General features: G+C 71.9%; 23 protein-coding genes, 1 pseudogene and 1 riboswitch. Of the genes and pseudogenes, 10 read left to right on the top strand and 14 right to left on the bottom strand.

Annotated features, from left to right (window positions below; all coding sequences use genetic code 11):
• Positions 1-13: 13 nt before the first annotated feature.
• A complete protein-coding gene (locus tag ACIRQH_RS16050) occupies positions 14-1,063 on the bottom strand; it encodes an acyl-CoA dehydrogenase family protein (RefSeq protein ID WP_388872790.1) in 1,050 nt (349 codons plus the stop codon).
• A gap of 100 nt (positions 1,064-1,163) precedes the next feature.
• Here ACIRQH_RS16050 and ACIRQH_RS16045 point away from each other — a divergent pair, with 100 nt between their 5' ends.
• Both ACIRQH_RS16045 and ACIRQH_RS16040 read left to right on the top strand, forming a co-directional pair.
• The gene (locus ACIRQH_RS16045; RefSeq protein ID WP_358822252.1) at positions 1,164-1,520 is read left to right on the top strand and encodes a YciI family protein; all 357 of its coding nucleotides are present in this window, start codon (positions 1,164-1,166) and stop codon (positions 1,518-1,520) included.
• Positions 1,517-2,716, top strand: a complete 1,200-nt coding sequence (locus ACIRQH_RS16040) for an RNA polymerase sigma factor (protein ID WP_404226265.1) — start codon at positions 1,517-1,519, stop codon at positions 2,714-2,716. The genes ACIRQH_RS16045 and ACIRQH_RS16040 overlap by 4 nt, the downstream gene beginning before the upstream one ends.
• 66 nt (positions 2,717-2,782) lie before the next feature.
• Here the strand turns inward: ACIRQH_RS16040 and urtE are convergent, their stop codons facing one another.
• The 6 genes from urtE to ACIRQH_RS16010 all read right to left on the bottom strand — a co-directional run bounded on the left by urtE (position 2,783) and on the right by ACIRQH_RS16010 (position 8,982).
• Positions 2,783-3,475, bottom strand: a complete 693-nt coding sequence (gene urtE, locus ACIRQH_RS16035) for an urea ABC transporter ATP-binding subunit UrtE (RefSeq protein ID WP_358822254.1) — start codon at positions 3,473-3,475, stop codon at positions 2,783-2,785.
• Positions 3,475-4,296 (bottom strand): urea ABC transporter ATP-binding protein UrtD, encoded by an 822-nt coding sequence (urtD, locus tag ACIRQH_RS16030; protein WP_404226263.1) that lies wholly within the window; start codon positions 4,294-4,296, stop codon positions 3,475-3,477. Before urtD ends, urtE begins: the two co-directional genes overlap by 1 nt.
• Positions 4,293-5,408 carry an urea ABC transporter permease subunit UrtC gene (urtC, locus tag ACIRQH_RS16025; RefSeq protein ID WP_404226262.1) on the bottom strand — a complete coding sequence of 372 codons (1,116 nt, stop codon included), beginning with the start codon at positions 5,406-5,408 and terminating at the stop codon, positions 4,293-4,295. The genes urtD and urtC overlap by 4 nt, the downstream gene beginning before the upstream one ends.
• A complete protein-coding gene (gene urtB / locus ACIRQH_RS16020; RefSeq protein WP_358822257.1) occupies positions 5,405-6,301 on the bottom strand; it encodes an urea ABC transporter permease subunit UrtB in 897 nt (298 codons plus the stop codon). The genes urtC and urtB overlap by 4 nt, the downstream gene beginning before the upstream one ends.
• A gap of 63 nt (positions 6,302-6,364) precedes the next feature.
• Positions 6,365-7,588 (bottom strand): urea ABC transporter substrate-binding protein, encoded by a 1,224-nt coding sequence (gene urtA / locus ACIRQH_RS16015; RefSeq protein WP_404226260.1) that lies wholly within the window; start codon positions 7,586-7,588, stop codon positions 6,365-6,367.
• 281 nt (positions 7,589-7,869) lie between these two features.
• On the bottom strand, positions 7,870-8,982 hold the full coding sequence (locus ACIRQH_RS16010; protein WP_404226258.1) for a substrate-binding domain-containing protein: 1,113 nt from the start codon (positions 8,980-8,982) through the stop codon (positions 7,870-7,872).
• Positions 8,983-9,061: 79 nt separating this feature from the next.
• Between ACIRQH_RS16010 and ACIRQH_RS16005 the strand changes: the two genes are divergently transcribed.
• The 4 genes and pseudogenes from ACIRQH_RS16005 to ACIRQH_RS15990 all read left to right on the top strand — a co-directional run bounded on the left by ACIRQH_RS16005 (position 9,062) and on the right by ACIRQH_RS15990 (position 14,410).
• Positions 9,062-9,508, top strand: coding sequence for a MarR family transcriptional regulator (locus ACIRQH_RS16005; RefSeq protein WP_358822371.1), 447 nt, complete (start codon positions 9,062-9,064; stop codon positions 9,506-9,508).
• 153 nt (positions 9,509-9,661) lie between these two features.
• On the top strand, positions 9,662-10,984 hold the full coding sequence (locus ACIRQH_RS16000) for an aldehyde dehydrogenase family protein (RefSeq protein ID WP_388872774.1): 1,323 nt from the start codon (positions 9,662-9,664) through the stop codon (positions 10,982-10,984).
• A gap of 248 nt (positions 10,985-11,232) precedes the next feature.
• Positions 11,233-11,802 (top strand): annotated as a pseudogene (locus ACIRQH_RS15995) (alcohol dehydrogenase catalytic domain-containing protein); the annotation flags it as partial.
• A 223-nt stretch (positions 11,803-12,025) separates the two neighbouring features.
• Entirely contained in the window at positions 12,026-14,410 is a 2,385-nt protein-coding gene (locus ACIRQH_RS15990) for a phosphoketolase (protein WP_388934374.1), read from the top strand.
• A gap of 171 nt (positions 14,411-14,581) precedes the next feature.
• Here ACIRQH_RS15990 and ACIRQH_RS15985 read toward each other — a convergent pair whose 3' ends face one another.
• From ACIRQH_RS15985 to ACIRQH_RS15970, 4 genes are all read right to left on the bottom strand, one after another.
• The gene (locus ACIRQH_RS15985; protein ID WP_404226255.1) at positions 14,582-15,175 is read right to left on the bottom strand and encodes a hypothetical protein; all 594 of its coding nucleotides are present in this window, start codon (positions 15,173-15,175) and stop codon (positions 14,582-14,584) included.
• A gap of 405 nt (positions 15,176-15,580) precedes the next feature.
• Positions 15,581-17,023 carry an NADP-dependent phosphogluconate dehydrogenase gene (gene gndA, locus ACIRQH_RS15980; protein ID WP_358822375.1) on the bottom strand — a complete coding sequence of 481 codons (1,443 nt, stop codon included), beginning with the start codon at positions 17,021-17,023 and terminating at the stop codon, positions 15,581-15,583.
• A gap of 190 nt (positions 17,024-17,213) precedes the next feature.
• Positions 17,214-18,011, bottom strand: coding sequence for a bifunctional hydroxymethylpyrimidine kinase/phosphomethylpyrimidine kinase (gene thiD, locus ACIRQH_RS15975; protein ID WP_388872771.1), 798 nt, complete (start codon positions 18,009-18,011; stop codon positions 17,214-17,216).
• Between the two features lie 83 nt (positions 18,012-18,094).
• On the bottom strand, positions 18,095-19,495 hold the full coding sequence (locus ACIRQH_RS15970) for a purine-cytosine permease family protein (RefSeq protein ID WP_388872768.1): 1,401 nt from the start codon (positions 19,493-19,495) through the stop codon (positions 18,095-18,097).
• Positions 19,487-19,581, bottom strand: a riboswitch (TPP riboswitch). (Overlaps the previous gene by 9 nt.)
• Positions 19,582-19,855: 274 nt before the next feature.
• Between ACIRQH_RS15970 and ACIRQH_RS15965 the strand changes: the two genes are divergently transcribed.
• On the top strand, positions 19,856-20,677 hold the full coding sequence (locus ACIRQH_RS15965) for an alpha/beta fold hydrolase (protein ID WP_404226252.1): 822 nt from the start codon (positions 19,856-19,858) through the stop codon (positions 20,675-20,677).
• Between the two features lie 178 nt (positions 20,678-20,855).
• On the top strand, positions 20,856-21,761 hold the full coding sequence (locus tag ACIRQH_RS15960) for an aldo/keto reductase (protein ID WP_404226249.1): 906 nt from the start codon (positions 20,856-20,858) through the stop codon (positions 21,759-21,761).
• A 74-nt stretch (positions 21,762-21,835) separates the two neighbouring features.
• Here the strand turns inward: ACIRQH_RS15960 and sph are convergent, their stop codons facing one another.
• Positions 21,836-22,822, bottom strand: a complete 987-nt coding sequence (gene sph, locus ACIRQH_RS15955; RefSeq protein WP_404226246.1) for a sphingomyelin phosphodiesterase — start codon at positions 22,820-22,822, stop codon at positions 21,836-21,838.
• Positions 22,823-22,978: 156 nt separating this feature from the next.
• Positions 22,979-23,686, bottom strand: a complete 708-nt coding sequence (locus ACIRQH_RS15950; RefSeq protein WP_404226243.1) for a dienelactone hydrolase family protein — start codon at positions 23,684-23,686, stop codon at positions 22,979-22,981.
• A gap of 372 nt (positions 23,687-24,058) precedes the next feature.
• Between ACIRQH_RS15950 and ACIRQH_RS15945 the strand changes: the two genes are divergently transcribed.
• Together ACIRQH_RS15945 and ACIRQH_RS15940 are read left to right on the top strand one after the other, a co-directional pair.
• A complete protein-coding gene (locus ACIRQH_RS15945) occupies positions 24,059-24,451 on the top strand; it encodes a VOC family protein (RefSeq protein WP_358820281.1) in 393 nt (130 codons plus the stop codon).
• 70 nt (positions 24,452-24,521) lie between these two features.
• A complete protein-coding gene (locus tag ACIRQH_RS15940) occupies positions 24,522-25,586 on the top strand; it encodes an adenosine deaminase (protein WP_388934405.1) in 1,065 nt (354 codons plus the stop codon).
• On the opposite strand, the gene ACIRQH_RS15935 is transcribed toward ACIRQH_RS15940, so the two are convergent.
• Complete coding sequence (locus tag ACIRQH_RS15935) at positions 25,574-26,083, bottom strand: DUF664 domain-containing protein (RefSeq protein ID WP_358820283.1); 510 nt, start codon at positions 26,081-26,083, stop codon at positions 25,574-25,576. The genes ACIRQH_RS15940 and ACIRQH_RS15935 overlap by 13 nt on opposite strands.
• Between the last annotated feature and the right edge of the window lie 41 nt (positions 26,084-26,124).

Genomic DNA, 26,124 nt, shown 5'->3' with positions numbered 1-26,124 from the left:
GAAGGCGAGAGGCTCAGAGCGAACCCAGCGAGCCGAGGTGTGCCGAGCGCACCTCGGCCGTCTGCCCCTGCACCAGCAGGAACATCCCCTCGCGCGCCAGCCGCTGTGCGGGGCTGCGCAGGTCCATGGCCCGCCCACCCCCGGCGACGACCGCCGCCGTGGTCGCCGCCCGCATCACGTCGTACGCCCGCGTCTTGCACACGAGCCGCTCGTCGATCCGCTCCGTCGGCACCGGGTGGTCGGCGAGCGCGTACGCCTGCCGCCGCACCTCGTCCAGACGCGCCCGCAGCACCTCCGCGGTGTCCTTCGCCGCCGGGTCGCCCTCCAGCAGGCCGATCGCCGTCGCCGTCACTCCGAACACGGCCGGCGACGCGTTCGTGTTCTTCGGCCGGTCGGTGACCGCCCAGGACGCGTACGGGACGCGGAGCGCCACCGCCTCGTCGGGCAGCCACAGCCCGTCCAGTTCCAGCGAGACCGTGCGGGACGCGGAGAGCGCGGCGAGCCGCATCGGCGGCGACGGGCGCAGCCCCGGCTGCTCACGCGCCTCGGTGAACGCGAACAGCGCTTCGTCCGCGTCCGTCACCCCCGCCAGCAGCATGACGTCGTTGAGTCCCCAGCCCGTGAACCAGGGGACCTTCCCGTCGAAGCGCCAGCCACCGCGCTCCGGGGTGACCCGCACAGGCACCCGCGGATGGGCGCGCAGCTGGGCGTACGCCACACCGGACAGCAACTCGCCGCGCGCGAGCGGACCGAGCAGCCGTTCCCGTACGGGGAGGTCGGCCCTGGCCAGGGTCGCCACCGGTGTGTGGTGCTGGGTCTGCACGAACCACGTCGAGCAGCACGCCCCGGCCAGGATCTCCGCGGTCTCCCGCACCACCGCGGACGGCGCCGCCGACCCGCCGTACGCCACGGGGGCACTCACCCCGAGAAGCCCGGACGACCTGACCGCCTCGATGCTGCTCACGGGCACGCCGTCCTGGTCCACGCGCTCCGCGCGGGGCGCCAGCACGTCGGCCGCGAGCCTGCGGGCGGCGGTGACGAGCGGATGCGGTGTGGCGGTCATCGAAGGAATCTCCCGCTGTCGTCGTGGCGTGTGTCGATCCGGCGCCCTCCCGTTCGTGTAGTCAGTGAGACACCGACCGAGCGAGCATCGAGGAGACACCATGAAGTACTACCTGCTGAGCGTGATGCAGCCGCAGGGCGAGCCGCCCGCGCCTGAGGTCATGCAGGAGATCATGCACAACCTGGAGGTGTTCCACACGGAGCTGCGTGAGGCCGGGGCCTGGGTGTTCGCCGGAGGACTGCACGGCCCGGAGACCGCCACCGTGCTGCGTGCCCGGGACGGCGACGTGCTGGTCACCGACGGCCCGTACACCGAGAGCAAGGAGTACCTGGGCGGGATCTGCCTGATCAAGGCGCCCGACCTGGACGCTGCGCTCACCTGGGGGCGCAAGGCGACGCTCGCGACCACCCTGCCCATCGAGGTGCGCCCGTTCATGCACGAGGCCGACGACCGATGACCACGGACGCCGCCGGGATCGAGGCCGTCTTCCGCGCCGAGTACGGCCGGGCGGTCTCCGTCCTCATCCGCTTCCTCGGCGACATCGACCTCGCCGAGGAAGCGGTACAGGACGCCTTCACCACGGCGGTCGCGAACTGGCCGGAGACCGGCACACCGCCGAGCCCGGCCGGCTGGATCATCACCACCGCGCGCAACCGTGCCGTCGACCGGCTCCGCCGCGAGTCCTCGCGAGAGGCCCGGCACGCCGAGGCGGTCCGGCTGCACGCCCCGGACGAACCCGCGGAGGAGGGTCCCGTGCGCGACGACCGGCTCCGTCTGATCTTCACCTGCTGCCACCCGGCGCTCGCCCCCCAGGCCCAGGTCGCCCTCACCCTGCGCCTTCTGGGCGGCCTCACCACGCCGCAGATCGCGCGCGCCTTCCTGGTCCCCGAACCGACGATGGCCCAGCGGATCGTCCGCGCCAAGGCCAAGATCCGCGACGCGGGCATCCCGTACCGCATCCCCCGCGACGCCGACCTCCCGGACCGCGTCGAAGGGGTCCTCGCCGTCGTCTACCTCGTCTTCAACGAGGGGTACGGAGGCCGCGCCGACCTCTGCGCCGAGGCGGTGCGGCTCGGACGCCTCCTCGTCGAGCTCATGCCGGACGAGCCGGAGGCGCTCGGCCTGCTCGCGCTGATGCTGCTCATCGAGTCCCGTCGGCCCGCCCGCACGAGCGCCGACGGCGACCTGGTCCTCCTCGCCGACCAGGACCGCTCCCGCTGGGACGGCGACCTGATCGCCGAAGGACAGGACCTGGTACGCCGCTGTCTGCGCCGCAACCGGCCGGGGGCCTATCAGATCCAGGCCGCCGTCAACGCCGTGCACAGCGACGCGCCGACCGCGGCCGCCACGGACTGGGCCCAGATCCGCCGCCTCTACGACCAGCTCATGGCCCTCGCGCCCAGCCCCGTCGTCGCCCTCAACCGAGCCGTCGCCGTGGCCGAGACCGAGGGACCCGGGACGGCCCTCGGCCTCGTCGAGAACCTCGACCTCGCGGCCTACCCCGCCTTCCATGCCGTACGGGCGGATCTGCTGCGCCGGCTCGGCCGCACCGGCGAGGCCGTCGAGGCGTACGACGACGCCGTCGCGCTGACCGAAAGCGCGCCGGAACGCGCCCATCTCGAACGGGTGCGGGCCGGCCTCGCGAAGAGCTGACCGCGACGGCACGCGGGGCCCGCCCGCGCCGGAGGCGGGCGCCTCCCGCACGGGCGGCCCGGACGGTCACACGCTGAGCGCCTCCCGCACCGACCGCTCCGCGTCCTGACCACCTTCTCCGGAGGAGGTGACCCGGCCCGCCTCCAGGACGTAGTAGTGCTGCGCAGCCCGCATCGCGAAGCCGACATGCTGCTCGACCAGCAGTACCGACAGACCGCCCCGGGCCGCCAGGGAGAGGATCGTCTGCTCGATCTCGGTGACCACGGAGGGCTGGATGCCCTCGGTCGGCTCGTCGAGGAGCAGTACCCGGGGCTCCGTCACCAGAGCCCGGGCGATGGCCAGTTGCTGCCGCTGGCCGCCGGACAGCAGACCCGCGCGGCGGCCCGAGAGCGTGCGCAGCGCGGGGAACAGGTCCAGCGCCTCCGCGACGGCCTCCTTGCCGCGCCGCCGTCCGTCCGCGACGAGCTGGAGGTTCTCCGCGGTGGTGAGGTGCGGGAAGACCTGCTGGCCCTGGGGGACGTACGCCATTCCGCGGGCCACCCGCTCGTGCGGCGTGCGGCGGGTGATGTCCTCGCCGTCGAGGCGGACCGTGCCGCTCTGCGGGCCGAGCAGTCCGACGGCGGCCCGCAGCAGCGTGCTCTTGCCCGCACCGTTGTGGCCGAGCACGGCCGCCACCCCGTCCCGCGGCACCTCGACGGACACGCCGTGCAGCACGAGGCTGCGGTGGTATCCGACGTGGACGGTGTCGATCTCCAGCATCACGCCTCCTGTACGGCGGTCGGTGCGGGCACGGTCGCCGCAGGAGCCTCCGTCGCCGGGACGGGTCCGGTGGCCGGGTGCCCGAGATAGACCTCCTGCACCTTCGGGTCCGCCTGGACCTGGGCGACGGTGCCCTCGCTCAGCACCCGGCCCGCGTGCAGCACGCTGACGCTGCGCGCGAAGGAGCGCATGAAGTCCATGTCGTGCTCGATGACGACGACGGTGCGTTCCTCGCTGATGCGCCGCAACAGCTCGCCGGTGGCCTGCCGTTCGTCGTGGCTCATGCCCGCGACGGGTTCGTCGAGCAGCAGCAGCCGTACGTCCTGCACGAGCAGCATGCCGATCTCCAGCCACTGCTTCTGACCGTGCGCGAGCGTCCCCGCCGTGCTGTCGGCGAGACCGGTCAGGCCCACCGTCTCCAGCGCGTGGGCGACCGGCTCGGGCACGCCCCTGCGGCGGCGCAACATGGTCAGGGCACTCCGGCCCGCGCCCGCCGCGATGTCCAGGTTCTGCAGGACGGTCAGCTCCTCGAACACGGTGGACGTCTGGAAGGTGCGGCCGATGCCCGAGCGGGCGATCCGGTGCACACTGCGGCCGAGGAGGTCGGTGCCCGCGAAACGCACCGAGCCCGACGCGCGCACCAGCCCGGTGACCGCGTCGACCAGCGTCGTCTTGCCCGCGCCGTTCGGCCCGATCAGGAAGCGCAGATCGCCGGGCCGGACGTCCAGGTCCACCCCGTCGACGGCGGTGAACCCGTCGAAACTCACGCGCAGTCGCCGGATCTCCAGACCCGCGGGCCCGTTGTGCCCGATCTCCATCATCCCGTGTCTCCAGCGAGTCGTCCGCCCGCGCGGCGCCGCCTGACGACGGCGGCCAGCGAGGCGAGGCCGCCCGGCAGGAACGCCAGGGCGACGATGAACAGCAGTCCCTGGAAGTAGGTCCAGGCCGCCGGGAACTCCTCCGACAGGGCCGTCTTCGCCCAGGCCACGCCGATCGCGCCGAGCACCGCGCCCGTGAGGCTGGCCCGCCCGCCGACCGCCGCGCCGATGACCAGCTCGATGGACGGCACGATGCCGACGAGTGCGGGGGAGATGATGCCGACGGCGGGCACGAACAGCGCCCCCGCGAGACCGGCCATGCCCGCCGCGACGACGTACGCCACGAGTTTGACGTTGGCCGGGTTGTAGCCGAGAAAGCGCACCCGCTCCTCCGAGTCCCTTACGGCGACGAGGAGTTCGCCGTAGCGGCTGTGCACCAGCTGGCGGGCCAGGGCGATCAGCAGGAGCAGCACCGCGGCGATGACGAAGTACACCATCCGCTGGTTGACGGGGTCGTCGAGGTCGTAGCCGAAGAAGCCCTGGATGTCGGTCAGTCCGTTGGTGCCGCCGGTCGTGGCCTGCTGGCCGACCAGCCAGATCGCGAAGGCGGCGGTGAGCGCCTGGCTGAGGATCGCGAAGTAGGCCCCCTTGACGCGGCGCCGGAAGATGAAGGAGCCGAGGATCGCGGCGACCGCCATGGGCAGCAGGACCGTCGCCGCGACGGCGAACACCGGATTCGCGAAGGGCTCCCACCACCAGGGGAGTTCGGTGGCGCTGCCGTACAGCTGCATGAAGTCGGGCAGGTTGCCGGGGCCGGCGTCCGCGATTTTCAGGTGCATGGCCATGGCGTAGCCGCCCAGGCCGAAGAACACCCCCTGGCCGAGCGTCAGCAGTCCGCCGCGCCCCCAGGCCAGACAGATGCCGACCGCGACCATCGCGGTGCACAGGTACTTGGCGAGCAGCCCGAGCCGGAAGTCGGACAGCGCGAGAGGGGCGCCGGCGAAGAGCACCAGGGCCGCCACGGCGAACCCCGCCGCCGGACGGGCGGCGGCGAAACGGCCCCGGACACCGGGCCGTTGCGCCGCCTTCGGGGGGAGGGGAGTGGTCGTGGTCATACGAGACTCCTCGTGCGCAGCGTGTACAGGCCCTGCGGCCGCCACTGGAGGAACGCGACGATGGCCACGAGGACCAGCACCTTCGCGATGCTGACGGTCGTCGAGTACTCCAGGACCGACTGCAGCGCGCCCAGCACGAAGGCGACGATCACGCTGCCCCTGAGCTGCCCGATGCCGCCGACCACGATCACCAGGAAGGCGTCGATGATGACGTTGGTGCCCATCGTCGGCCCGATCGGACCGACCAGGGTCAGCGCGACCCCGGCGACCCCCGCCAGGCCCGAGCCGATGAAGAAGGCGGTGCGGTCCACCCGGGCGGTGGAGATGCCGGACACCTCCGCCAGGTCGCGGTTCTGCACCACCGCGCGGATCCGCCGCCCGAGCGGGGTCAGCCGCAACGTCAGGGACAGCGCCACGACCGCCGCCACGGCCAGCGCGAGGATGAACAGCCGGCTGTTGGCGAAGGTGAGCGGGTCGTCACCGCCGACGACCGTGATGTTCCCGGTGAGGACGTCGGGCGCCCGGGTCTGCACATTGGGCGCCCCGAAAATGTCACGGGCGAGTTGCTGGAGCATCAGGGAGACACCCCATGTGACGAGAAGCGTGTCGAGAGGGCGCAGATAGAGGCGGCGGATCAACAGCCATTCCAGCAGCGCGCCGAGTGCGCCCGACACGACAAAAGCGACGGGCAGCGCGACGAGGAGTGAAATTCCCGCGCTCGAAATGGACTTCTGCAGGACATAGGTGGTGTAGGCGCCGGCCATGATGAACTCGCCGTGGGCCATGTTGATGACATTCATCTGGCCGAAGGTGAGCGAGAGGCCGAGCGCGATGAGGAGCAGGACGGCACCGATGCTGACGCCGGTGAACAACTGCCCGAGGATCACGGTCATACGGCGGCTCCGGGGAGTCGGGACGCGGGGGCCTCGGCGCCGAGGCCCCCCCGCGACGGGTGGTCAGGAGAGGCCGGAGGCCCAGTCGTACCCCTTCAGGTAGGGGTCCGGCTTGATCGGCTTGCCGGAGTCCCAGACCTGCTCGATCAGCCCGTCGGAGCCGACCCTGCCGATGCGGGCGGTCTTGTAGATGTGCTGGGTCACGCCGTCGACGGTGACCTTGCCCTCCGGGGCGTCGAAGGTGATGCCGTCGGAGGCGGCCTTCACCTTCTCGGGGTCGAAGGACTTCGCCTTCTCGACCATCGCCTTCCACAGGTAGACCGAGGTGTACGCGGCCTCCATCGGGTCACTGGTCGGCTTGTCCTTGCCGTACCTGGCCTTGTACGCCTTGACGAACTTGGTGTTCGCCGCCCCCGCGGTGGTCTGGTAGTAGTTCCAGGCCGTCAGCTGGCCCGCCAGATACTGCGCGCCGATCGACTTGACCTCCTCCTCGGCGATCGACACCGAGACGACCGGCATGCCCTTGGCCGTCAGGCCGGCGGACTTGTACTCCTTGAAGAAGGCCACGTTCGAGTCGCCGTTCAGGGTGTTGAAGACCGCGTCCGCCTTCGACGCCTTCACCTTGTTGGCGATCGTGCTGAACTCGGTGGAGCCGAGCGGCGCGTAGTCCTCACCGAGCACCGTCATGCCGTTGGCCTTCGCGTACGCCTTGATCTCCTTGTTGGCGGTACGCGGGAAGACGTAGTCGCTCCCCACCAGGTAGATGCGCTTCTTCCCCTGGGACCTGAGGTAGTCGAGGGCCGGGACGATCTGCTGGTTGGTGGTCGCGCCGGTGTAGAAGATGTAGGGCGACTGTTCGAGACCCTCGTACTGCACGGGGTAGAAGAGCAGCGACTTGTTCTTCTCGAAGACCGGCTTGACCGCCTTGCGGCTCGCGGAGGTCCAGCAGCCGAAGGTGGCCGCGACCCGGTCCTCCCTGATCAGCTTGCCGGCCTTCTCCGCGAAGGTCGGCCAGTCCGAGGCGCCGTCCTCGCTGATCGGCCTGATCTTCTTGCCGAGCACCCCGCCCGAGGCGTTGATCTCGTCGATGGCCAGCTTCAGCGAGTCGCGGACGGTCACCTCGCTGATCGCCATCGTGCCCGACAGCGAGTTGAGCAGGCCCACCTTGACGGTGTCGCCGCCGACGTCCGCCTGCGCGGCCTTGTCGGACGTGCCGCCCGCGTCGGTCTTGGCGCCGCATGCGGAGAGCGCGACGACGGCCGCGAGTGCGGCGGCGCCGGCTGCCATCCGGCGTCGCAGAATACGGGTACCGCTGGACAATAGAACCCCCTCGGGCTGTGGAGGAGACAACCTCCTGAAGTGCGGTCCACAGCCTCAAGTCACCCTGTTTCCATGGTGTTTCACTGTACTTTCCCGGCCGTATCTTCCCGCTCTCATGGGGGTTTCGGCGGGGAACGCCGGGGCAACAGAAAAATGCCCCGGACGGAATTCGGCAGCCGAATTCATGATGCGCCCAAGGCATTCTGATTAGTTCCTGCGGGAAGTATCTTGGCGGACGTGACGGGCTGTCAAGGGCGGGGTTCGTGAAGGTCGAGCTCGGCGACCACGTCGAAGTCCAGCCCCTCCGCCCGCGCCAGATAGATCCGTTGGCGTACATGGCCGTCCCGCAGATGCAGCAGCCCACGCGGTCCCTCGTACGACACGGTCTCGGCCGCCGCGCCGATCGCGGACACGTCGAGGGTCCTCGCCCGGCCGATGAGCGCGGCCAGCAACAGCACGCCCTCGTAACAGGATTCGCCGAGACTGCCGAGGGCCGGAGCCTCGGTCCCGAACCGGTCGGCGTACTGCCCGTGGAAGTCGAGGGTGCCCGGGTTGGCCAGCGAGGCGAAGAACCCGGCCGTGCTGTAGAGGTCGGAGGTCGCCGAAGGGCCGCTGGCCATCAGCATGTTCTCGTCCATCAGCGTGCTCAGCCTGACGCACCGGGCGTCGAGTCCCGCCGCGGCGAACGCCCGGTTGAAGCGCACCGCGTCACTCCCGACCAGCAGCACGATGACACCGTCCGCGTCCGTGCGCTCGATGCGGCGCAGGACTGCCCCGAAATCGTGTGTGCCCAGCGGCAGATACACCTCTCCTCGCACGCTGCCGCCGGACTCCCGGGCGTACCCGTGGGCGGCCCGGGCCGTGCGGCGCGGCCACACGTAGTCGTTGCCCACCACGAACCAGCGCCGCAGACCCCGCTCTTGCGCCAACAGGCGCATGGCCGGGCGTAACTGGTCACGCGGCGTCTCGCTGGTGAGGAAGACGCCGGCCGTCCGCTCGCCGCCCTCGTACAGCGCGGTGTACACGTAGGGCACGCGGTGGGCGATCCTGGGCGCGAGTGCCTGGCGCACCGACGAGATGTGCCAGCCCGTCACCCCCTGGACGGCTCCCACGTCCACCAACGCCTCGACGTGGTCGGCCACTTCGCGCGGTGTGCCACCGCCGTCCACCGGCAGCAGCCGCAACTCCCTGCCGAGCACCCCACCCGCCCTGTTGACCTCCTCCGCCGCCAACTGCGCGCACAACTCGCAGGCGGGCCCGAACATGCCCGCCGGTCCCTGCAGCGGGAAGACGAGAGCCACCCCGAACACGGAGTCGTCTGCCGTGAACCACTCGGGCAAAGGCGAAGCGGGCCGGAACATGGCGTCATGATTCCGGCTCCTCACGGTGAACTCCAATCCGTCTCGTAGCATGTACACCCCCACGGGAGCGAGGAGCAGGATGCCGACCTCATCGCCGCGTCAGCCCCAGGACCTGATGCACCTGCTGACGCGGGCCGAGCGTCTCGCCGCGCGGCGGCTGCGCGCCGTCCTGGACGAGGACGGCTGCTCCCTCGACGCCTGGCGGGTGCTCGTCCTGCTCTCCGACGGCGCAGGCCACCCCATGACCGCCGTCGCCGAGGCCGTCTTCCTGCCCCCGGCCACCCTCACCAAGCTGATCGACCATCTCGTCGACCAGAACCTCGTCTACCGGCGGATCGATCCGCACGACCGGCGCCGCGTCCTCGCCCACCTCACGCCGCGGGGCGTGACGTACTGGCGGCGCGTCGACCGCGAGGTCCGGGCGCGGTGGCCGGTGCTGGACGACGGGGACGACGCGCTGCTGCGCTCCCTGCTGGAGCGGCTGGCCGAGACGCTCGACGCGACGGGCGCGCGCAGCACGCTCTGAAGCGCGAGGTCACGGAAAGTAGTGGCACGAGCCCGGAATGCGCACCCTCCGTGAAAGGTTGGCATATACATCCAGCTGTGGCCGGTGCCCCCTGCCGGCCACGGATCACGTGCGCGTCCGGCCCCCGGACCGCGCCCCGACCAGCGAGGCACCGTGAATCACTCGACCACCGAAGAGCCCGCCGACACCGTCGCCCGGCTGCGCGCCGCCTTCCGCTCCGGCCGCACCCAGCCGCTCTCCTGGCGCACCGGGCAGCTGGGCCGGCTGCGCGAATTGCTCACCGCGCACGGCGAGGAGCTGGCCGCCGCCCTCCGCGAGGACCTCGGCAAGAGTTCCGCGGAAGCCTTCCGTACCGAGATCGACTTCACCGTGCGCGAGATCGACCACACCCTGGAGCACCTCGACGGCTGGCTGCGCCCCGAGCCGGCGCCGGTCCCCGCGCACCTCGGCACGGACGCCACGGCCTGGACGCGGTACGACCCGCTGGGAGTCGTCCTCGTCATCGCCCCCTGGAACTATCCGGTCCAGCTCCTCCTCACCCCGATGCTCGGCGCGCTGGCCGCGGGCAACGCGGTGGTCGCCAAGCCCAGCGAACTGGCGCCGGCCACCTCCGCCGCCCTGGCCCGCCTCCTCCCGCAGTACCTCGACACCGACGCGGTGGCCGTCGTCGAGGGCGCTGTACCCGAGACGACGGCCCTGCTGGCCGAGCGTTTCGACCAGATCTTCTATACCGGCAACGGCACGGTCGGACGGATCGTCATGCGTGCAGCCGCCGAGCACCTCACCCCCGTCGCCCTCGAACTCGGCGGCAAGTCACCGGCGTTCGTCGACCGCGGCACCGATCTGGCCGTCGTCGCCGACCGGCTCGTGCGCGGCAAGTTCCTCAACGCCGGGCAGACCTGCGTCGCGCCCGACTACGTCCTCACCGACCCCGAGACCGCCCGCGCACTGGAGCCGAAGCTCGCCGAGGCCGTCGCGGCGCTCTTCGGCCCCGAGCCGAAGGAGTCCGCCGCGTTCGGGCGGATCGTCAACGAGCGCCACTTCGACCGGCTCACCGGACTGCTCGGCTCCGGCCGCACCGTAACCGGCGGTGACAGCGACCGGGCCGCCAAGTACATCGCGCCGACCGTTCTCGCCGACGTCGACCCGAAGTCCCCCGTGATGGGCGAGGAGATCTTCGGCCCGATCCTGCCGGTCGTCACCGTGACGGACCTCGACGAGGCCATCGGCTTCATCAACGACCGCGACAAGCCGCTCGCGCTGTACGTGTTCACCGAGTCGGCCACCACCCGGGAGCGGATCGCCGCCGAGACGTCCTCCGGCGGCCTCGGCTTCGGACTGCCGCTCGCCCACCTGACCGTCTCCGACCTCCCCTTCGGTGGCGTCGGCGAGAGCGGCATGGGCAGCTACCACGGCCGGTACTCGATCGAGACGTTCAGCCACCGCAAGGCCGTGCTGGAGAAGCCGCTGGCCTGAGCGGTCCGAGGCGTGCGACGGGCCGACGGAAGCAGAAGGCGAAGCCTCGTCGGCCCGTCCACGACTCTCCACACGCCTCACCCCTCGTCTCGCCCCTCGTCACACGAGGGGTGAGACGCGGCCGGAACACCGTCCACCGCAGGGCCCGCCCGGGATCGGGCGGGCCCTGATCGGCGGTATGGCGCTGCGGATCTGCGCGGTTGCGGGCACCGTATCGAGGGCACGTGCGTGCGCGAGGAGAGGCTTCGATGAAGGCAGCAGTCGTCCGGGCGTTCGGTGAGCCGCCGGTCTTCGAGCAGTGCCCCGACCCCGAGCCGGGGCCCGGGCCGGTCCGGGGCCGGGCGGAGGCCTCCGGGCTGTGCCACACCGACATCCACGCGGCCCGCGGGGACTGGCCGGTCAGGCCGGGCCGGCCGTTCGTGCCCGGACACGAGGGTGTCGGCCTGGTCGCGGCACTGGGCGACGCCGTCACCCACCTGACGCCGGGACAGCGGGTCGCCGTGCCCTGGCCGGGCAGGACCTGCGGACGCCGCGAGCACTGCCTCTCCGGCGGGGAGACGCCGCGCGAGCGACGGATCAAACACCGGATACGGGTGCGGCGGCGACTGCGCCGAGAAGATGCCCGCCTGGGCCGACCTGGCACAGCCGGTGCCCCACGGGATCGAGCCGCTGGACGCGGCCCGCTGACCTGCGCCGGCGCCACCACGTACAAGGCCCTGAAGGCCGCCGGTGTCAGAGCCGGCCAGTCGGCGGCCGCCCCCGGCGTGGGCGGGCCGGGTCGTCCGGCCGTGCGCTGCGCGAGGATCGGCGGCGCGCGCCCCGGATCGTCTTCGACCCCGGCGAGGGAGGGTGACCGCCGTGGTCGTCCGCCCCTCCGCACCGCTCACCGGAACCGTGGACCGAGCGGGCACGGTTCTCCGGTGCCTGCCCCTCACCCGACCCGCACGGCGCCCCACTCCCGGTGACCCGCGCCGCCCGCCCCGCCGACGTGCTCCCCGACGCCCTGCTCGCCGCCGTAGCCCGATGACGTACGGAGTCACCATGCCCGAGGCCGAACACCAGGACAGCACCGCACTGACGGACGACGAACTCCGGACTCTCGACGCCCACTGGCGGGCCGCCAACTACCTTGCCGTGGGCCAGATCTACCTGCTCGCGAACCCGCTCCTCACCGAGCCCCTGACCCCCGACCACATCAAGCCCCGCCTCCTCGGCCACTGGGGTACGTCGCCCGGCCTCAACCTCGTCCACACCCACCTCAACCGGGTCGTCAAGGCACGTGGGATCGACGCGCTGTGCGTGTGGGGGCCGGGTCACGGCGGGCCGGCCGTGCTGGCCAACTCCTGGCTCGAGGGCAGCTACAGCCAGACCTACCCCTCCGTGTCCCGCGACGCCGAGGGCATGGGGAAGCTCTTCCGGCAGTTCTCCTTCCCCGGCGGCGTCCCGAGCCATGTAGCGCCCGAGACACCGGGTTCGATCCACGAGGGCGGCGAACTCGGCTACTCCCTCGCCCACGCCTACGGTGCCGCCCTCGACAACCCGGACCTGCTGGTCACCTGCGTCATCGGCGACGGCGAGGCGGAGACCGGACCACTGGCCGCGTCCTGGCACTCCAACAAGTTCCTCGACCCGGTCAACGACGGCGCGGTCCTGCCGATCCTGCACCTCAACGGCTACAAGATCGCCAACCCGACCGTGCTCGCCCGGCTCCCCGAGGAGGAACTCGACGAGCTGCTGCGCGGATACGGCCACGACCCGATCCACGTCACCGGCGACGACCCCGCCGAGGTGCACCGCGCCATGGCCGCGGCGTTCGACCGGGCACTCGACCGGATCGCGATCCTCCAGCGCACGGCGCGCGAGGAGGGCGTGACCGAGCGCGCCCGCTGGCCCATGATCGTGCTGCGCACCCCGAAGGGCTGGACCGGCCCCGCCGTGGTCGACGGCGAGCCCGTCGAGGGCACCTGGCGCGCTCACCAGGTGCCCCTGGCCCAGGTCCGCGAGAACCCGGAGCACCTGAGGCAGTTGGAGGCGTGGCTGCACTCCTACCGCCCCGAGGAACTCTTCGACGACGAGGGGCGCCCGGTCGCCGACGTGCTGGCCTGCGTGCCCGACGGCGACCGGCGGCTCGGTGCCACCCCGCACGCCAACGGCGGCCTGCTCGTCCGGGATCTGCCGCTGCCGCCCCTGGACCGCTTCGCCGTCCCCGTCGACCATCCGGGCGCCACCCAGCACGAGCCGACCCGGGTCCTGGGCGACCTCCTCGAACACGTCATGCGGGAGACCACGGACCGCCGCGACTTCCGGCTCGTGGGCCCCGACGAGACCGCCTCCAACCGTCTGGACGCCGTGTTCCGCGCCAGCGGCAAGGCCTGGCAGGCCGAGACCCTTCCGGTGGACGAACACCTCGAACGGCACGGCCGCGTCATGGAGGTGCTGTCCGAACACCTCTGCCAGGGATGGCTGGAGGGCTACCTCCTCACCGGCCGGCACGGCCTGTTCTCCTGCTACGAGGCGTTCGTGCACATCGTCGACTCGATGGTCAACCAGCACATCAAGTGGCTCAAGACCTCACGTGAGTTGGCATGGCGCGCCCCCATCGCCTCCCTCAACTACCTTCTGACGTCGCATGTCTGGCGCCAGGACCACAACGGCTTCTCGCACCAGGACCCCGGCTTCGTCGACCACGTCCTGAACAAGAGCCCCGAAGTCGTCAGGGTCTACCTGCCGCCGGACGCCAACACCCTGCTGTCCGTGGCGGACCACGTCCTGCGCAGCCGCGACTACGTGAACGTCGTCGTCGCCGGCAAACAGCCCTGCTTCGACTGGCTGTCGATGGACCAGGCCCGCGACCACTGCGCGCGCGGCGCCGGCATCTGGGAGTGGGCGGGCTCGCCCGGCGTCGAGCGTGAACCGGAGGTCGTGCTCGCCTGTGCGGGCGACGTCCCCACCCAGGAGGTCCTGGCAGCCGCCGATCTGCTCCGGCGCCATCTGCCCGATGTCACCTTCCGGGTCGTCAACGTCGTCGACATGACCCGGCTGCTGCCGCGCGAGGAACACCCGCACGGTATGAGCGACTTCGAGTACGACGGGCTGTTCACCGCCGACAAACCGGTGATCTTCGCGTACCACGGCTACCCCTGGCTCATCCACCGCCTCGCCTACCGCCGCAACGGCCACGCGAACCTCCATGTGCGCGGCTACAAGGAGATGGGCACCACGACGACACCGTTCGACATGGTCGTCCGCAACGATCTGGACCGCTATCGGCTCGTCATGGACGTCATCGACCGCGTCCCGGGTCTCGGCGTCCGCGCCGCCACCGTGCGCCAGCGGATGGAGGACGCCCGCTCCCGCCACCACGTCTGGATCCGCGAGCACGGCACCGACCTGCCCGAGGTCGCGGACTGGACGTGGAGCGGCTGAGCGGGACGGGAAACGCAGAACGGGAAACAGAGAACGGAGAACGGAGAACGGAGACCGGAGAACGGAGACCGGAGAACGGGGCGAGCCGGTCGGTCCAGGGCCGGGAGACGTGCCCGGATCAGGGGATGACCGACGGGAGAGGGTCAGCGGTGGGGTGCGGCCGGACAGCCGTCACGGTGTCTTGTGCCCCCACTGCGGCCCGAGCCGTTCCCACTCGCGTGCCCATCGGTCGTAGCGACGCTGGTCGAGCCGCCAGCGGGCGAATCCGCCGACGGCGAGGGCCACCCCGCCGAGGGCCACCGCCGCGCCCGCTCCGAGCAGGCCCGCCTCGGTGGCCGCCGCGCCGGTGGTGGGCGGCGCGCCGGTGAGCTGCCCCTTGCCGTTCATCCAGATCACGACGTGCGAGCCGGCCTTGTGCCCGGCGTCCACCAGGGCGCGGTCGGTCCGGGGCGAGCCGTCCGGAGCGGTCCATCGCACCGCCGCCCGGACCTGTTCGTAGCCCGATCCCTCACCGGACGGCACCGTCGAGCCGGTGCTGTCCACCAGCACGGCCGGGAGGGGGTGCCGGTCGTTGCGCAGGCGGTCGAAGGACTCTTCGGCGGCGCGGGCCGTCATCAGGCCGGCGAGGGCGCCGCCCAGCAGGATCACCGTCCAGACGATCAGCACGATCCACGCCTCGAGGACGTCGTCCCGGCGCCGCAGCGGATTCCTCCGCCAGCGCCAGCACCACTGCCTCGCACCCTGTGCTCCCTGTGCTCCGCGCATGGCACCGCACCTCCTAGCTACACCCCCAACAGTGCAAGCGGATCGGGACGGGCGCGAGCGGGGGCGGTGGCCGACCGGCCCGAGGACGCGGACCGGTCGGCGTCGTGCGGCGGCATCAGGCCCGGTCAGGCGGGCGATGCCGGGGGGCGGTGCCGATGGCGGACGGCGTCGGATCGGACGCCGGGGGCGGCTCGTCCTGCCGTCGCGGACCGCCGCCGTCCGACTCGCGCCCGTGGCGGTGCGTTCACGGCCGGGGCCCCGGCGCCGGCTGCGGCGAAGACCGGCGGTCCGGCGGCCGGCCCGAGCGGGCGACGCGGGGCGCACCGCCGGGACCGGCCGAACCTGCCGGGGCTCCGTCCTGCCGACGCCCGGCAGACCGGGCGTCGGCCCTGGTCCCCGGAGGTGTCACAGCACCTCGGTCTCCTCCCGCGAGCTCTCCCCCCAGAGGGTGTGGAAGCTGCCCTCGCGGTCGGTGCGCCGGTAGGTGTGGGCGCCGAAGAAGTCCCGCTGGCCCTGGGTGAGGGCGGCGGGCAGCCGGTCGGCGCGCAGGGTGTCGTAGTACGACAGGGCGGCGGAGAAGGCGGGCACCGGAACGCCTCTGCGGGCGGCCGTGGCGACGACCTCGCGCCACGGAACCTGCGCGTCCTTGATCTCGGTCGCGAAGCCCGCGTCCGAGAGCAGGCTGACGAGGCCCGGATCGACGGCGTAGGCGGCCCGGATCCGGTCGAGGAACGCGGCCCGGACGATGCAGCCGCCGCGCCAGATCTTCGCCACCTCGCCGAGGTCGATGTCCCAGCCGTACTCGGCGGCAGCGTCCAGGATCATCTTCCAGCCCTGGTCGTAGGCGATCAACTTCGAGGCGTACAGGGCGTGTTCGACCTGGCTGGTGAACCGCTCGGCCTCCGTCGCGGACAGGTCCCAGTGGGTGCCGCCGGGCAGGTCGCGGTAGGCGGCACGCAGAGCGGCCTGACTGGAGGCGGCGCGCGCGAAGGTCGCCTGCGCGATGGCGGTGACCGGGGAGCCGAGGTCGAGGGCGGTCTGCACCGTCCAGCGGCCGGTGCCCTTCTGCCCCGCGGCGTCGACCACGACGTCCACGAACGGTTCCCCGGTGGCCGCGTCCTTGTGCGCGAGGACCTCGGCGGTGATCTCGATCAGGTACGAGTCGAGACGGCCCCTGTTCCAGCGCCGGAAGATCTCCGCGATCTGCGCGGGCGTGTAGCCGCCCACCCGGCGGAGCAGGTCGTAGGCCTCACCGATCAGCTGCATGTCGGCGTACTCGATGCCGTTGTGCACCATCTTCACGAAGTGGCCGGCGCCGTCCGTGCCGATGTGGGTGGCACAGGGCTCGCCGTCCACCTTGGCGCTGATGGACTCGAACATCGGGCCGAGCGAGGCGTACGACTCCGGTGAGCCGCCGGGCATGATGCTCGGCCCGTGCAGGGCACCCTCCTCGCCGCCGGACACTCCGGCGCCGACGAAGTGGATGCCGCGCTCGCGCAGCGACTGCTCGCGGCGGCGGGTGTCGGTGAAGTGCGCGTTGCCCCCGTCGATGATCATGTCGCCGTCCTCGAGGAGCGGGACGAACTCGTCGATGACCGCGTCGGTGGCCGAACCCGCCTGCACCATGATCATCAGACGGCGGGGGCGTTCCAGTGCCGCGACGAACTCCTCGGCGGACTCGGCGGGCACGAAGGCCCCCTCGTGCCCGAACTCCTCGATCAGCGCCTTGGTCCGGGCTGGGGTGCGGTTGTGGACGGCGACGGTGTAGCCGTTCCGGGCGAAGTTGCGGGCCAGGTTGCGGCCCATCACGGCGAGCCCTGTGACGCCGATCTGCGCGGTCGCCTTCATGGTGTGCTCCTTGGATCCGGATCTGCGTCCCCGCGTACCTGACGGGCGAGCAGTCGACTGTCGCTGTGCCGATCAGTACGCGCGGCGGGGGCCGTGATGTTCACCGCCGGCACCGGCTGGTGCACGAGAGTGTGTGTCCGGCCCGTCCGGAGGGCGGTCCGACGGCCGACTCCGGCAGAGCGAGCCCGGCTTACGCTCCCCGGCGCAGCGCCCATCCGTGGTCCACCGGTCCGATGCCGGAGCCGAGGGGGAATCCGGCCTCGATCGCCGCGGTCACGTACCCCTTGGCCCGCCGCACGGCGTCCGGTACCGCCAGACCCTCGGCCAGGCCCACCGCGACGGCCGACGCGAGGGTGCAACCGGTGCCGTGCGTATGCCGGTTGTCGTGGCGGGGTGCGCGCAGCCAGTGCTCCGCCGTCCCGTCGGTGAGCAGGTCGACGGCCTCTCCCGGCAGATGACCGCCCTTCACCAGCACCCAGCGCGGGCCATGGGCGAGAAGTCGGTCGGCGGCCTGCCGCATGCCCGCCTCGTCCGTCACCTTCACCCCGGTGAGCTGGGCGACCTCGTCGAGGTTCGGGGTGGCCACCGTCGCCCGCGGCAACAGCCGGTTCCGTACGGCGTCGAGCGCGTCGTCGGCCAGCAGTCGGTCCCCGTGTTTGGAGACGCTCACCGGGTCGACGACGACCGGTGCCCCCACGTCCGCCAGGAGTTCGGCGACCGTCGTGACGAGGGCGGGTGACGACAACATGCCCGTCTTGACGGCCTGGACGCCGATGTCGTCGACGACGCTGCGGTACTGGGCACGCACCGCGTCCTCGGACAACTCCCAAGCCCCCTGCACACCGACGGAGTTCTGCGCGGTCACCGCCGTGAGCACACTCATGCCGTGGGCGCCGAGCGCCAGCATCGTCTTCAGGTCGGCCTGGATTCCGGCGCCTCCACCGGAGTCGGATCCGGCGATCGTCAGGACGCGGGGCGGCGTGGTCATACGAGGGTTCCTCTCGGGGTACGGCAACGGGTCCACGACCCGCGGGACGCGTGGCTCGACGACACGAGGTCTCCGGAGCCGTCCTAGGCGCGGCGACGCAGCCGCAGGGGTGTGTAGAGGGCGAGGGCGACGAGGAACGCCACGTAGTAGGAGAGGTCGGCGCCGTGCAGCGCGTCGGCCACCGGACCCACGTACAGGCCGGTGTCCATGAACGGAACGGCCGCGCCGAACGCGGCGACGAAGGCCAGCAGCGACGGCCACGCGGCGAACGGGCGGGCGGCCTCGACGGCGAGGTCGACGGGGGCACCGGCACGCTCGCGGGCGCGGGCGATCCAGTCGACGACGACGATCGCGACGAACCCGGGGATCCAGTAGCCCACGAACAGCAGCACGTTCTGGAAGCGGGCGGTGGTGTCCGACGCGTGCATCCACAGCACGAGCGGGAACCCGAGCGCAGCGGCCAGCGCGGCCGCCACCGGGCGCGGGATCCGCATACCCAAGGTCTGCAGCGCCAGCGAACCGCTGTAGTCGTTCATCGCGTTGCTGCACACCGCCGCCAGCGCCACGGCGAGCAGTCCGAACGCGCCCGCCGCCCCGCCGCCCAGCAACTCCTCGACACCCGCCGCCGTCTGGTCGGTCAGCACGGACGCGCCCCACAGGCCGAGTGCCTGCACGGCGACGAAGGACACGACGAGGCCGAGCAGGGTGCACCAGAACATCCGCGGACGGGAGGTGGCGCGCGGCAGATAGCGGCTGAAGTCACTGGCGTACGGAGCCCAGGACAGCGACAGGCTGAGCGCGATGGTGCTGGTGAGTACGAACGCCCCCATGTGGTCCGCGCCGGTCGCGGAGCCGGTCGTGGCGGGGTGGACGCCGTCCAGCATCCGCCAGGCGATCACGGCGAACGCGACCGCGAGCACGAAGGTCATGACGATCTGCAGGCGATGGATGGCCTCGTAGCCGAGGACACCGAGCGCCCCCTGCGCCGCCATCATCACGAGAACCCCGACCCAGAAGGGCCAGCCGCACAGCCGCGCCAGCGCGTCCCCGCCGAACAGTCCGATCAGCGCGTCCCAGGCCACCGAGGACAGCCACTGGAGCAGTCCGGGCAGGGCCACCGTCCGGCCGAACGCGAGCCGTGCGAGGGGGAGTTGGCCGGTGCCGGTGAGGCCGCCCCAGGTGCTCAGGTAGGCGGTGGGCAGCGCCCCGATCACGGTCCCGACGACGACCGCCGTCAGGGCGGTGCCGAAGTCCAGGCCGAGCGCGATGCCGATGGTGCCGGTGAACACGCCCGTCATCGTCAGGTTCGGGGCGAACCACACGGTGAACAGGCGCCAGGGCCCGCCGTAGCGGTTGCTCTCGGGGACCGGCTCGATGCCGTGCCCCTCCACCCGCAGATCGCCGGGAGCCGCGGGCATCGACCCGTCGAAGACGGTCGGCCGGCTGTCGGCGGGCAGCCCGCCGGAAACATGCGCCAAAGGCATGAAAGACATCCCTCCGCCAGTACGAACTGGTTCAGGTTCGACGGGTGTGATCTCAGCCCTCGGACGGGGCACCCCGTGTCCGGTACGACGGACACACTAACCCCATCCCCGCGCTCCTGTGTATGGCGGACCTGCGCCCATCGCTCCGTTCCGGTCCGCCCGGACTCACCGACCTCCCTCGCGCGGCGGCCCGGACCGCCGGGAACGGCCCGCGCCCGCCCGCACCGCTCCACCGGCCCCGGTCGGGCCACCCGCAGCGCGCCGGGTGCCTCCCGTCGGTACTGTCGGAGGTGATCGCCGCCCGCTCTCCGTTCCCGGGTTCCCGGACCCGGGTGGCCGGGCGGAAGGAGGCAGGGCGCCGTGACCGTGATCTCCCTGAAGTCCGCGCAGGTGAACGAGGGGCTGACCCTTCCGTACGCCGAAGCCGGCTACCCCAGTGGTACGCCGGTCGTCTTCGTGCACGGTCTCGCCGACTCCTGGTGGTCCTTCGAGCCCCTCCTGCGGCGCCTTCCGGCGTCCCTGCACGGATACGCGCCCACCCAGCGCGGCCACGGAGACGCCGGCCGGCCGCCGGACGGCTACGCCCCCGACGACTTCGCGGCCGACCTGGTCGCCTTCCTCGACGCGGCCGACATCCCGCGCGCCGTACTCGTCGCGGCGTCCACCGGTGGCATACCCGCGCGGATCGTGGCCGGCAGCCATCCCGACCGCGTCGCCGGGCTCGTCCTGCTCGGCGTCCCCGGGACCCTCGCGGACAAGCCCGCGGCCGACGCGTGGCGAAAGCGCCTGGACGGGCTCGCCGACCCCGTGCCCCGCGCGTTCGTCGAGGAGTTCGTCACCGGCATGACCGCGGCCCCGCTCGCCCGCGGCTTCGTCGAGACGATGGTCGAGGAGGGCCTCAAACTCCCGGCCCACGTCTGGCAGGAGACCGGGCGCGGTCTCCTCGACGCCGACCTCGGCGCGACCCTCGCGGGCATCCTGGTGCCCACCCTCGTCGTCTGGGGCGAGCAGGACAATTTCCTGACCCGCGAGGACCAGCGGACGGTCCTGGACGCGGTCCACGGAGCCGACTTCCTCCCGTACGAGAACACGGGTCACGCCGTCCACTGGGAACAGCCGGAACGCGTGGTCGCCGACGTCGCCGCCTTCGCCGCGCGGATCGCCCGCCTCGGCACCACCTGAACCCCGGCCCACCGGAGGCCACTTCGGCGCGCCGCCCCCCAACTGAGGCCGGTGGCGGGGGCGCTGACCGGCGACGCCGAGCCGGCCGCGGCCGCACCGTCGCACGACTGCCATGTGCGCCCTGACCGGCCACGCCTCCCCGAACGGCCTCCTGCCGGGCGTGTGCGAAACTGCCGCGATGACCGCAGAAACGATCACCGCGTCCGCCGCGGGCACCTGGACCCTGGGCGACCTCACCGTCAACCGCATCGGCTTCGGCGCGATGCGGCTGACGGGCAGCGCGGCCTTCCACCACGGGACGCCGAGCGACCGCGAGCGCTCGATCGCCGTGCTGCGGCGGGCGGTCGAACTGGGCGTCGACCACATCGACACCGCCGCCTTCTACTTCTCCTCGCTGCGCTCCGCGAACGAACTGATCAACAGCGCGCTCGCCCCGTATGCCGACGACCTGGTCATCGCCACCAAGGTCGGGCCGTTCCGCGACTACGCGGGGGACTGGGGCACCTCGGCCCGCCCCGACCAACTGCGCGCCCACGTCGAGGAGAACCTGCGGCAGCTCGGCCGCGACCACCTGGACCTGGTCTACCTCCGCCGTATGCGACAGGACTCCATCGCCGAGCACTTCGGAGCACTCGCCGAACTGCGCGACGCGGGAATGATCCGGCATCTCGGCATCTCCGACGTCGGCATCACCCACCTCGACGAGGCCCGCGCCATCGCCCCCGTCGTGTCCGTGCAGAACCGGTACGGGCTCGGCGGCACCTCACCGGAGAACGACGCCCTCCTGCGGTCCTGCGGCGAACTCGGCATCGCCTTCGTCCCGTTCTACGCCATCGCGGGCAAGGGCGGCGAGCTGGGCCCGGAGGGCGACGCGACGGATGCCGAGGTGCGTGCCGTCGCCGCGGCGCACGACGCGACCCCCACGCAGATCCGCATCGCCTGGACCCTGCGGCAGGGTCCGAACGTGCTCGCCATCCCCGGCACGGGCAACCCCGACCACCTGGCCGAGAACATCGCGGCCGGCGCCCTGCGCCTGACGGACACGGACCTCGCCCGCCTCGACGCGTCGCACCCGAAGGCCTGAGACCGGGCCCCGGCACCCGCCTCGGTCACGCGGAGGCGGGGGCAGGGGCCCGGAGGCCCGTGGAGCCCGCCGACTCAGCCGGCCGAGGCCCTCAGCGGATAGTGGTCCGAGAGGTTCGTGTACGTGGAGTCGGTGCCCCAACTGGACACCGTCCAGGGCGCGCACTGCTCCTCGACGACCTCGTTCGTCCAGCCGGCGGGGCGCGCGTGCCCCGCCCGGTGGAGGACGTAGTCGAGATCCTCACGAGGGTCGTCCGGGTAGCGGTCGAGGGCGATCGAGTTCTGCCGGGTGTCGAAGGAGTACGGGTGCCCGGTCCGCGCGTCCGCGCCCACCAGGCCCGCGTCCGCGAGCATCGAGGCGTACTCCGTGCTCCGCGAGTCGACGTTCATGTCGCCCGCCACCAGCACCTGTTCGTCCGCCGGGATGTTCTTGGAGTCGAGGAAGGCGTCGATCGCCTTGAACTGGCGGCCGCGCATCGACGCCGCCTCACCGGTGCCGCACCCGGAGTCCGTCGACTGCGCGTGCGTGCCGATCACGTGGACCCTGGTCCCGTTCACGTTCAACACCACATAGGCGAACCCCTTGTTGGACCACCAGTCGGAGCCGCACGCGTCCTTGTAGACGTACTGCTCCCTGCGCAGGACCGGCCACTTGCTCAGCACGGTGACCCCGCCGTCCTCGGGCGTCGTCGCGGAGTACGCCCCGCCGGTGGCGTCCCAGCCGCTCCTGCTGCGGCCCACCACGGGCGTCTGATACGGGTATTCGGCCGCCGCCGCGCTCTTCAGCGCGTCCGACGCCGAGTTGTCGAAGGCCTCCTCCAGCACCACGACGTCGTTCCCGCGGAAGAACGAGGTCTTCGGGATCTCGGCGGCCCGATGGTCCTGGCCCCAGTTGGGATACAGGTTCTTGCTCATGAGGAAGACGTTGTACGTCAGCACCTTCATCAAGGGCGTCGTCGCCCCGGCCGCAGACGCGGGTGAGGCCCCGGCGAGCCCCGCGGCGGTCAGCGACAGAACGAGAGTGGCTGCGCACTGCGCACGGCGCAGTGGGAAGTGCGGCACTGGGTCTCCCTGAGGGTGAGGGGGGCTTGAGTGGCGCCGCACATCAAATCACCGGCGATTACTGCCAGGTAACTCCCGTGCACGGAAAGGATGTCGTCGGGAAGTACGTCAGGAGGCCGCACCCGCGCGGGGCCGGGGAGGGTGTCGCCCCGGCTGTCAGCCCAGCTGCTCGTGCAGGAAGGCCAGGGTGCTCTTCCAGGCCTGCTCCGCGGACTTCGCGTCGTGGGTCGGCCGGCGGTCGTTGAAGAAGGCGTGCCCGGCCGGGTAGACGCGCAGGTCGGGGACGATGCCCGACTGCGCCTCGATCGCCTCGCGGAGCCGGTCCAGGTTCTCCGGGGGGATGGAGTCGTCCGCCTCGCCGTAGTGGCCGAGGATCTGCGCGGTGAGGCCCGAGAAGTCGGGCATGTCGCCCTGGATCACCCCGTAGAACGGCACGGCCGCGGTCACCCGCGGGTCGGCCGCGGCCTGCTGGAGGACGAAGCCGCCGCCCATGCAGAAGCCCACCGAGGCCACCGTCGCCGAGGTGACCTCGGGCAGCCCCAGCAGATGGTCGACCGCCCCGGAGAGCAGCTCCACGCCGCGCGCGACGGGCAGCTCCCGCATCATCCGGAACGCCTCCTCGCTGTCGTGCGCGACGTTGCCGCCGTACAGGTCCGGCGCGAGCGCCACGAAGCCCTCGGCCGCCAGCCGGTCGGTGACGTCGGCGATGTGGTCGGTCAGACCCCACCACTCCTGGATGACGATCACGCCCGGGCCGCGCCCCGACGGAGGCAGCGCCAGGTAGCCGTGCGCGGTGCCTCCCGCGCTGGGGAACGTCACGTTCTGGTGGGCCGGGGATCCGGTCGGCTGCGGCAGCTCGGACATGTCACTCAACTTCCGTGGGGGACGGCGTCGGGCGGGGCGCGGCGGGCCGGCCCCGAGTCGATCACCACCCTGCCATGCGCGCCCGCGCCACCGGCCCCCGCCCCGCACGGGCAGGACGGCGCGGGCGCGGTGCACCGTCACGGCGAAGGGCCGCCCGTCGCCGTACGGACTCTTGTAGCCGCCTGACTCCTGTCGGCGCGTGAGCGCCGCGTCGCCGTCGCGGCGGGTGGGCCACCGGTGACGCGGAGCCGGTGGCCCACCCGGCGGGCTGGGCCACCGGGAGGACGGCGGCACCCGCGCCCCGAATCTCTCGCCGGAGCACTTGACGGGATGCCGTACGCTACGTGTTACGTATAACCCTGGAGAGGTCCCATGCGACGCGTCGCCCTGGTCACCCTCGTCGTCGACGACTACGACGAGGCGATCCGCCACTACACCGAAGCCCTCGGTTTCCGCCTGGCCGAGGACACCCCGCGGCCGGACGGCTCCCGCTGGGTCGTCGTCGAGCCCGGCACCGGCGGCGGAGGGACCGGGCTGCTCCTGGCCCGTGCCAAGAACGAGGCGCAGCGCGGCCGGATCGGCGACCAGACGGGCGGGCGCGTCGGCTTCTTCCTGCACACCGACGACTTCGCCCGGGACCACGCCCGGATGCTCGCCGCCGGCGTGACCTTCCTGGAGGAGCCCCGCCACGAGCCGTACGGCTCGGTGGCCGTCTTCCAGGATCTGTACGGCAACCGCTGGGACCTGCTCCAGCCCGCCGGGTGACCTGCCCCCGGCGCATCCCCGCACCTCCCGCACCCTTCCGCTCCGAACGACCTGCCGAGGAACACCGCACATGACCGCGCCCCGCATCGACATCGACACCATCCGCCGCCTGCCCAAGGCGGTGCTGCACGACCACCTCGACGGCGGCCTGCGCCCGGCCACCCTGGTCGAGCTCGCGCAGACCGTCGGCCACCAGCTGCCGACCACGGACCCGCAGGCGCTGGCCGACTGGTACTACGAGGCCGCCAACTCCGGTGACCTCGTGCGCTACATAGCCACCTTCGAGCACACCCTCGCGGTGATGCAGTCCCGCGAGGGCCTGCTGCGCACGGCCGAGGAGTACGTCCTCGACCTCGCCGAGGACGGTGTCGTCTACGGCGAGGTGCGCTACGCGCCCGAGCTGATGGTGAACGGCGGGCTGAACCTTCCCGAGGTCGTCGAGACCGTGCAGCAGGGCCTCGCGGCGGGTATGGCCAAGGCCGCCGCGGCCGGCACCCCGGTGCGGGTCGGCACGCTGCTGTGCGGGATGCGGATGTTCGACCGCACGCGGGAGATCGCCGACCTCGCCGTGGCGTTCCGGGACGCCGGAGTCGTCGGCTTCGACATCGCGGGTGCCGAGGACGGCTTCCCGCCGGCCGACCACCTGGCCGCGTTCGAGCACCTGCGGCGCGAGAGCGTCCCGTTCACCATCCACGCCGGTGAGGCGCATGGTCTGCCCAGCATCCACCAGGCGCTCCAGGTGTGCGGCGCCCAGCGCATCGGCCACGGTGTGCGCATCACCGAGGACATCGTGGACGGCAAGCTCGGCCGTCTCGCGGGCTGGGTCCGCGACCACCGCGTCGCACTGGAGATGTGCCCCACCTCCAACCTCCAGACGGGCGCGGCCCGTTCCATCGCCGAGCACCCCATCACCGCGCTGCGTGACCTGGGCTTCCGCGTCACCCTCAACACCGACAACCGTCTGGTGTCGGGCACGACGATGACGCGCGAGATGGCGCTGCTCGTCGAGGAGGCGGGCTGGGGCATCGACGACCTGCGCACGGTCACGGTGAACGCGGTCAAGAGCGCGTTCATCCCCTACGACGAGCGCAAGGCGCTCATCGAGGACGTCGTGCTCCCGGGTTACGCCCGCTGAACCAGACCGCGGACGTAGGCGGCCTGTCCGACGTGCTGGAGATCGTCGGACAGGACGCTGACCAGGCGCACGCCCAGGGTGACCACCGGGTCCCAGCGCTCGTCCACGACGCGTTCCAGGTCCTTGGCGGCCAGGCCGCCGATGAACTCGAGCGTCCGCTCGTGAACCGCGTCGTGGTAGCCGGTCAGCAGCTCGCCCGACTCCACCCGGACCCGGGCGACCTTCGCGGCGGTGTGACCGTATCCGGTGTCCCGGCGCGGCAGGTCGAGCCCGAACCGCTTCGACCAGTCCCCGGTCAGCCAGACCTGTTCGGTTCCGGCGGCGTCGGCGACATGGTCGTCCTGGACGCGGGTGAGGTGCCAGACCAGCCAGGAGATCGAGTTGGCCGTCTCGCCGGGACGGGCGTTGAGGGCGTCCGGCTGGAGGCCCTCGACGGTGGCATGGACTTCTTCCTGGATGCGGCCGAACGCGTCGATGAGGATGTCCTTTGCATGCATGGGTCCACCATCGCGCATCGGGCCCGTCCTTGCGTCCGGAA

This window comes from Streptomyces sp. NPDC102279 (assembly GCF_044766365.1).
Taxonomy (GTDB): domain Bacteria; phylum Actinomycetota; class Actinomycetes; order Streptomycetales; family Streptomycetaceae; genus Streptomyces.
Note: the sequence above shows the minus strand (reverse complement) of the source record. Positions and strands in the feature narration are given on the sequence as shown.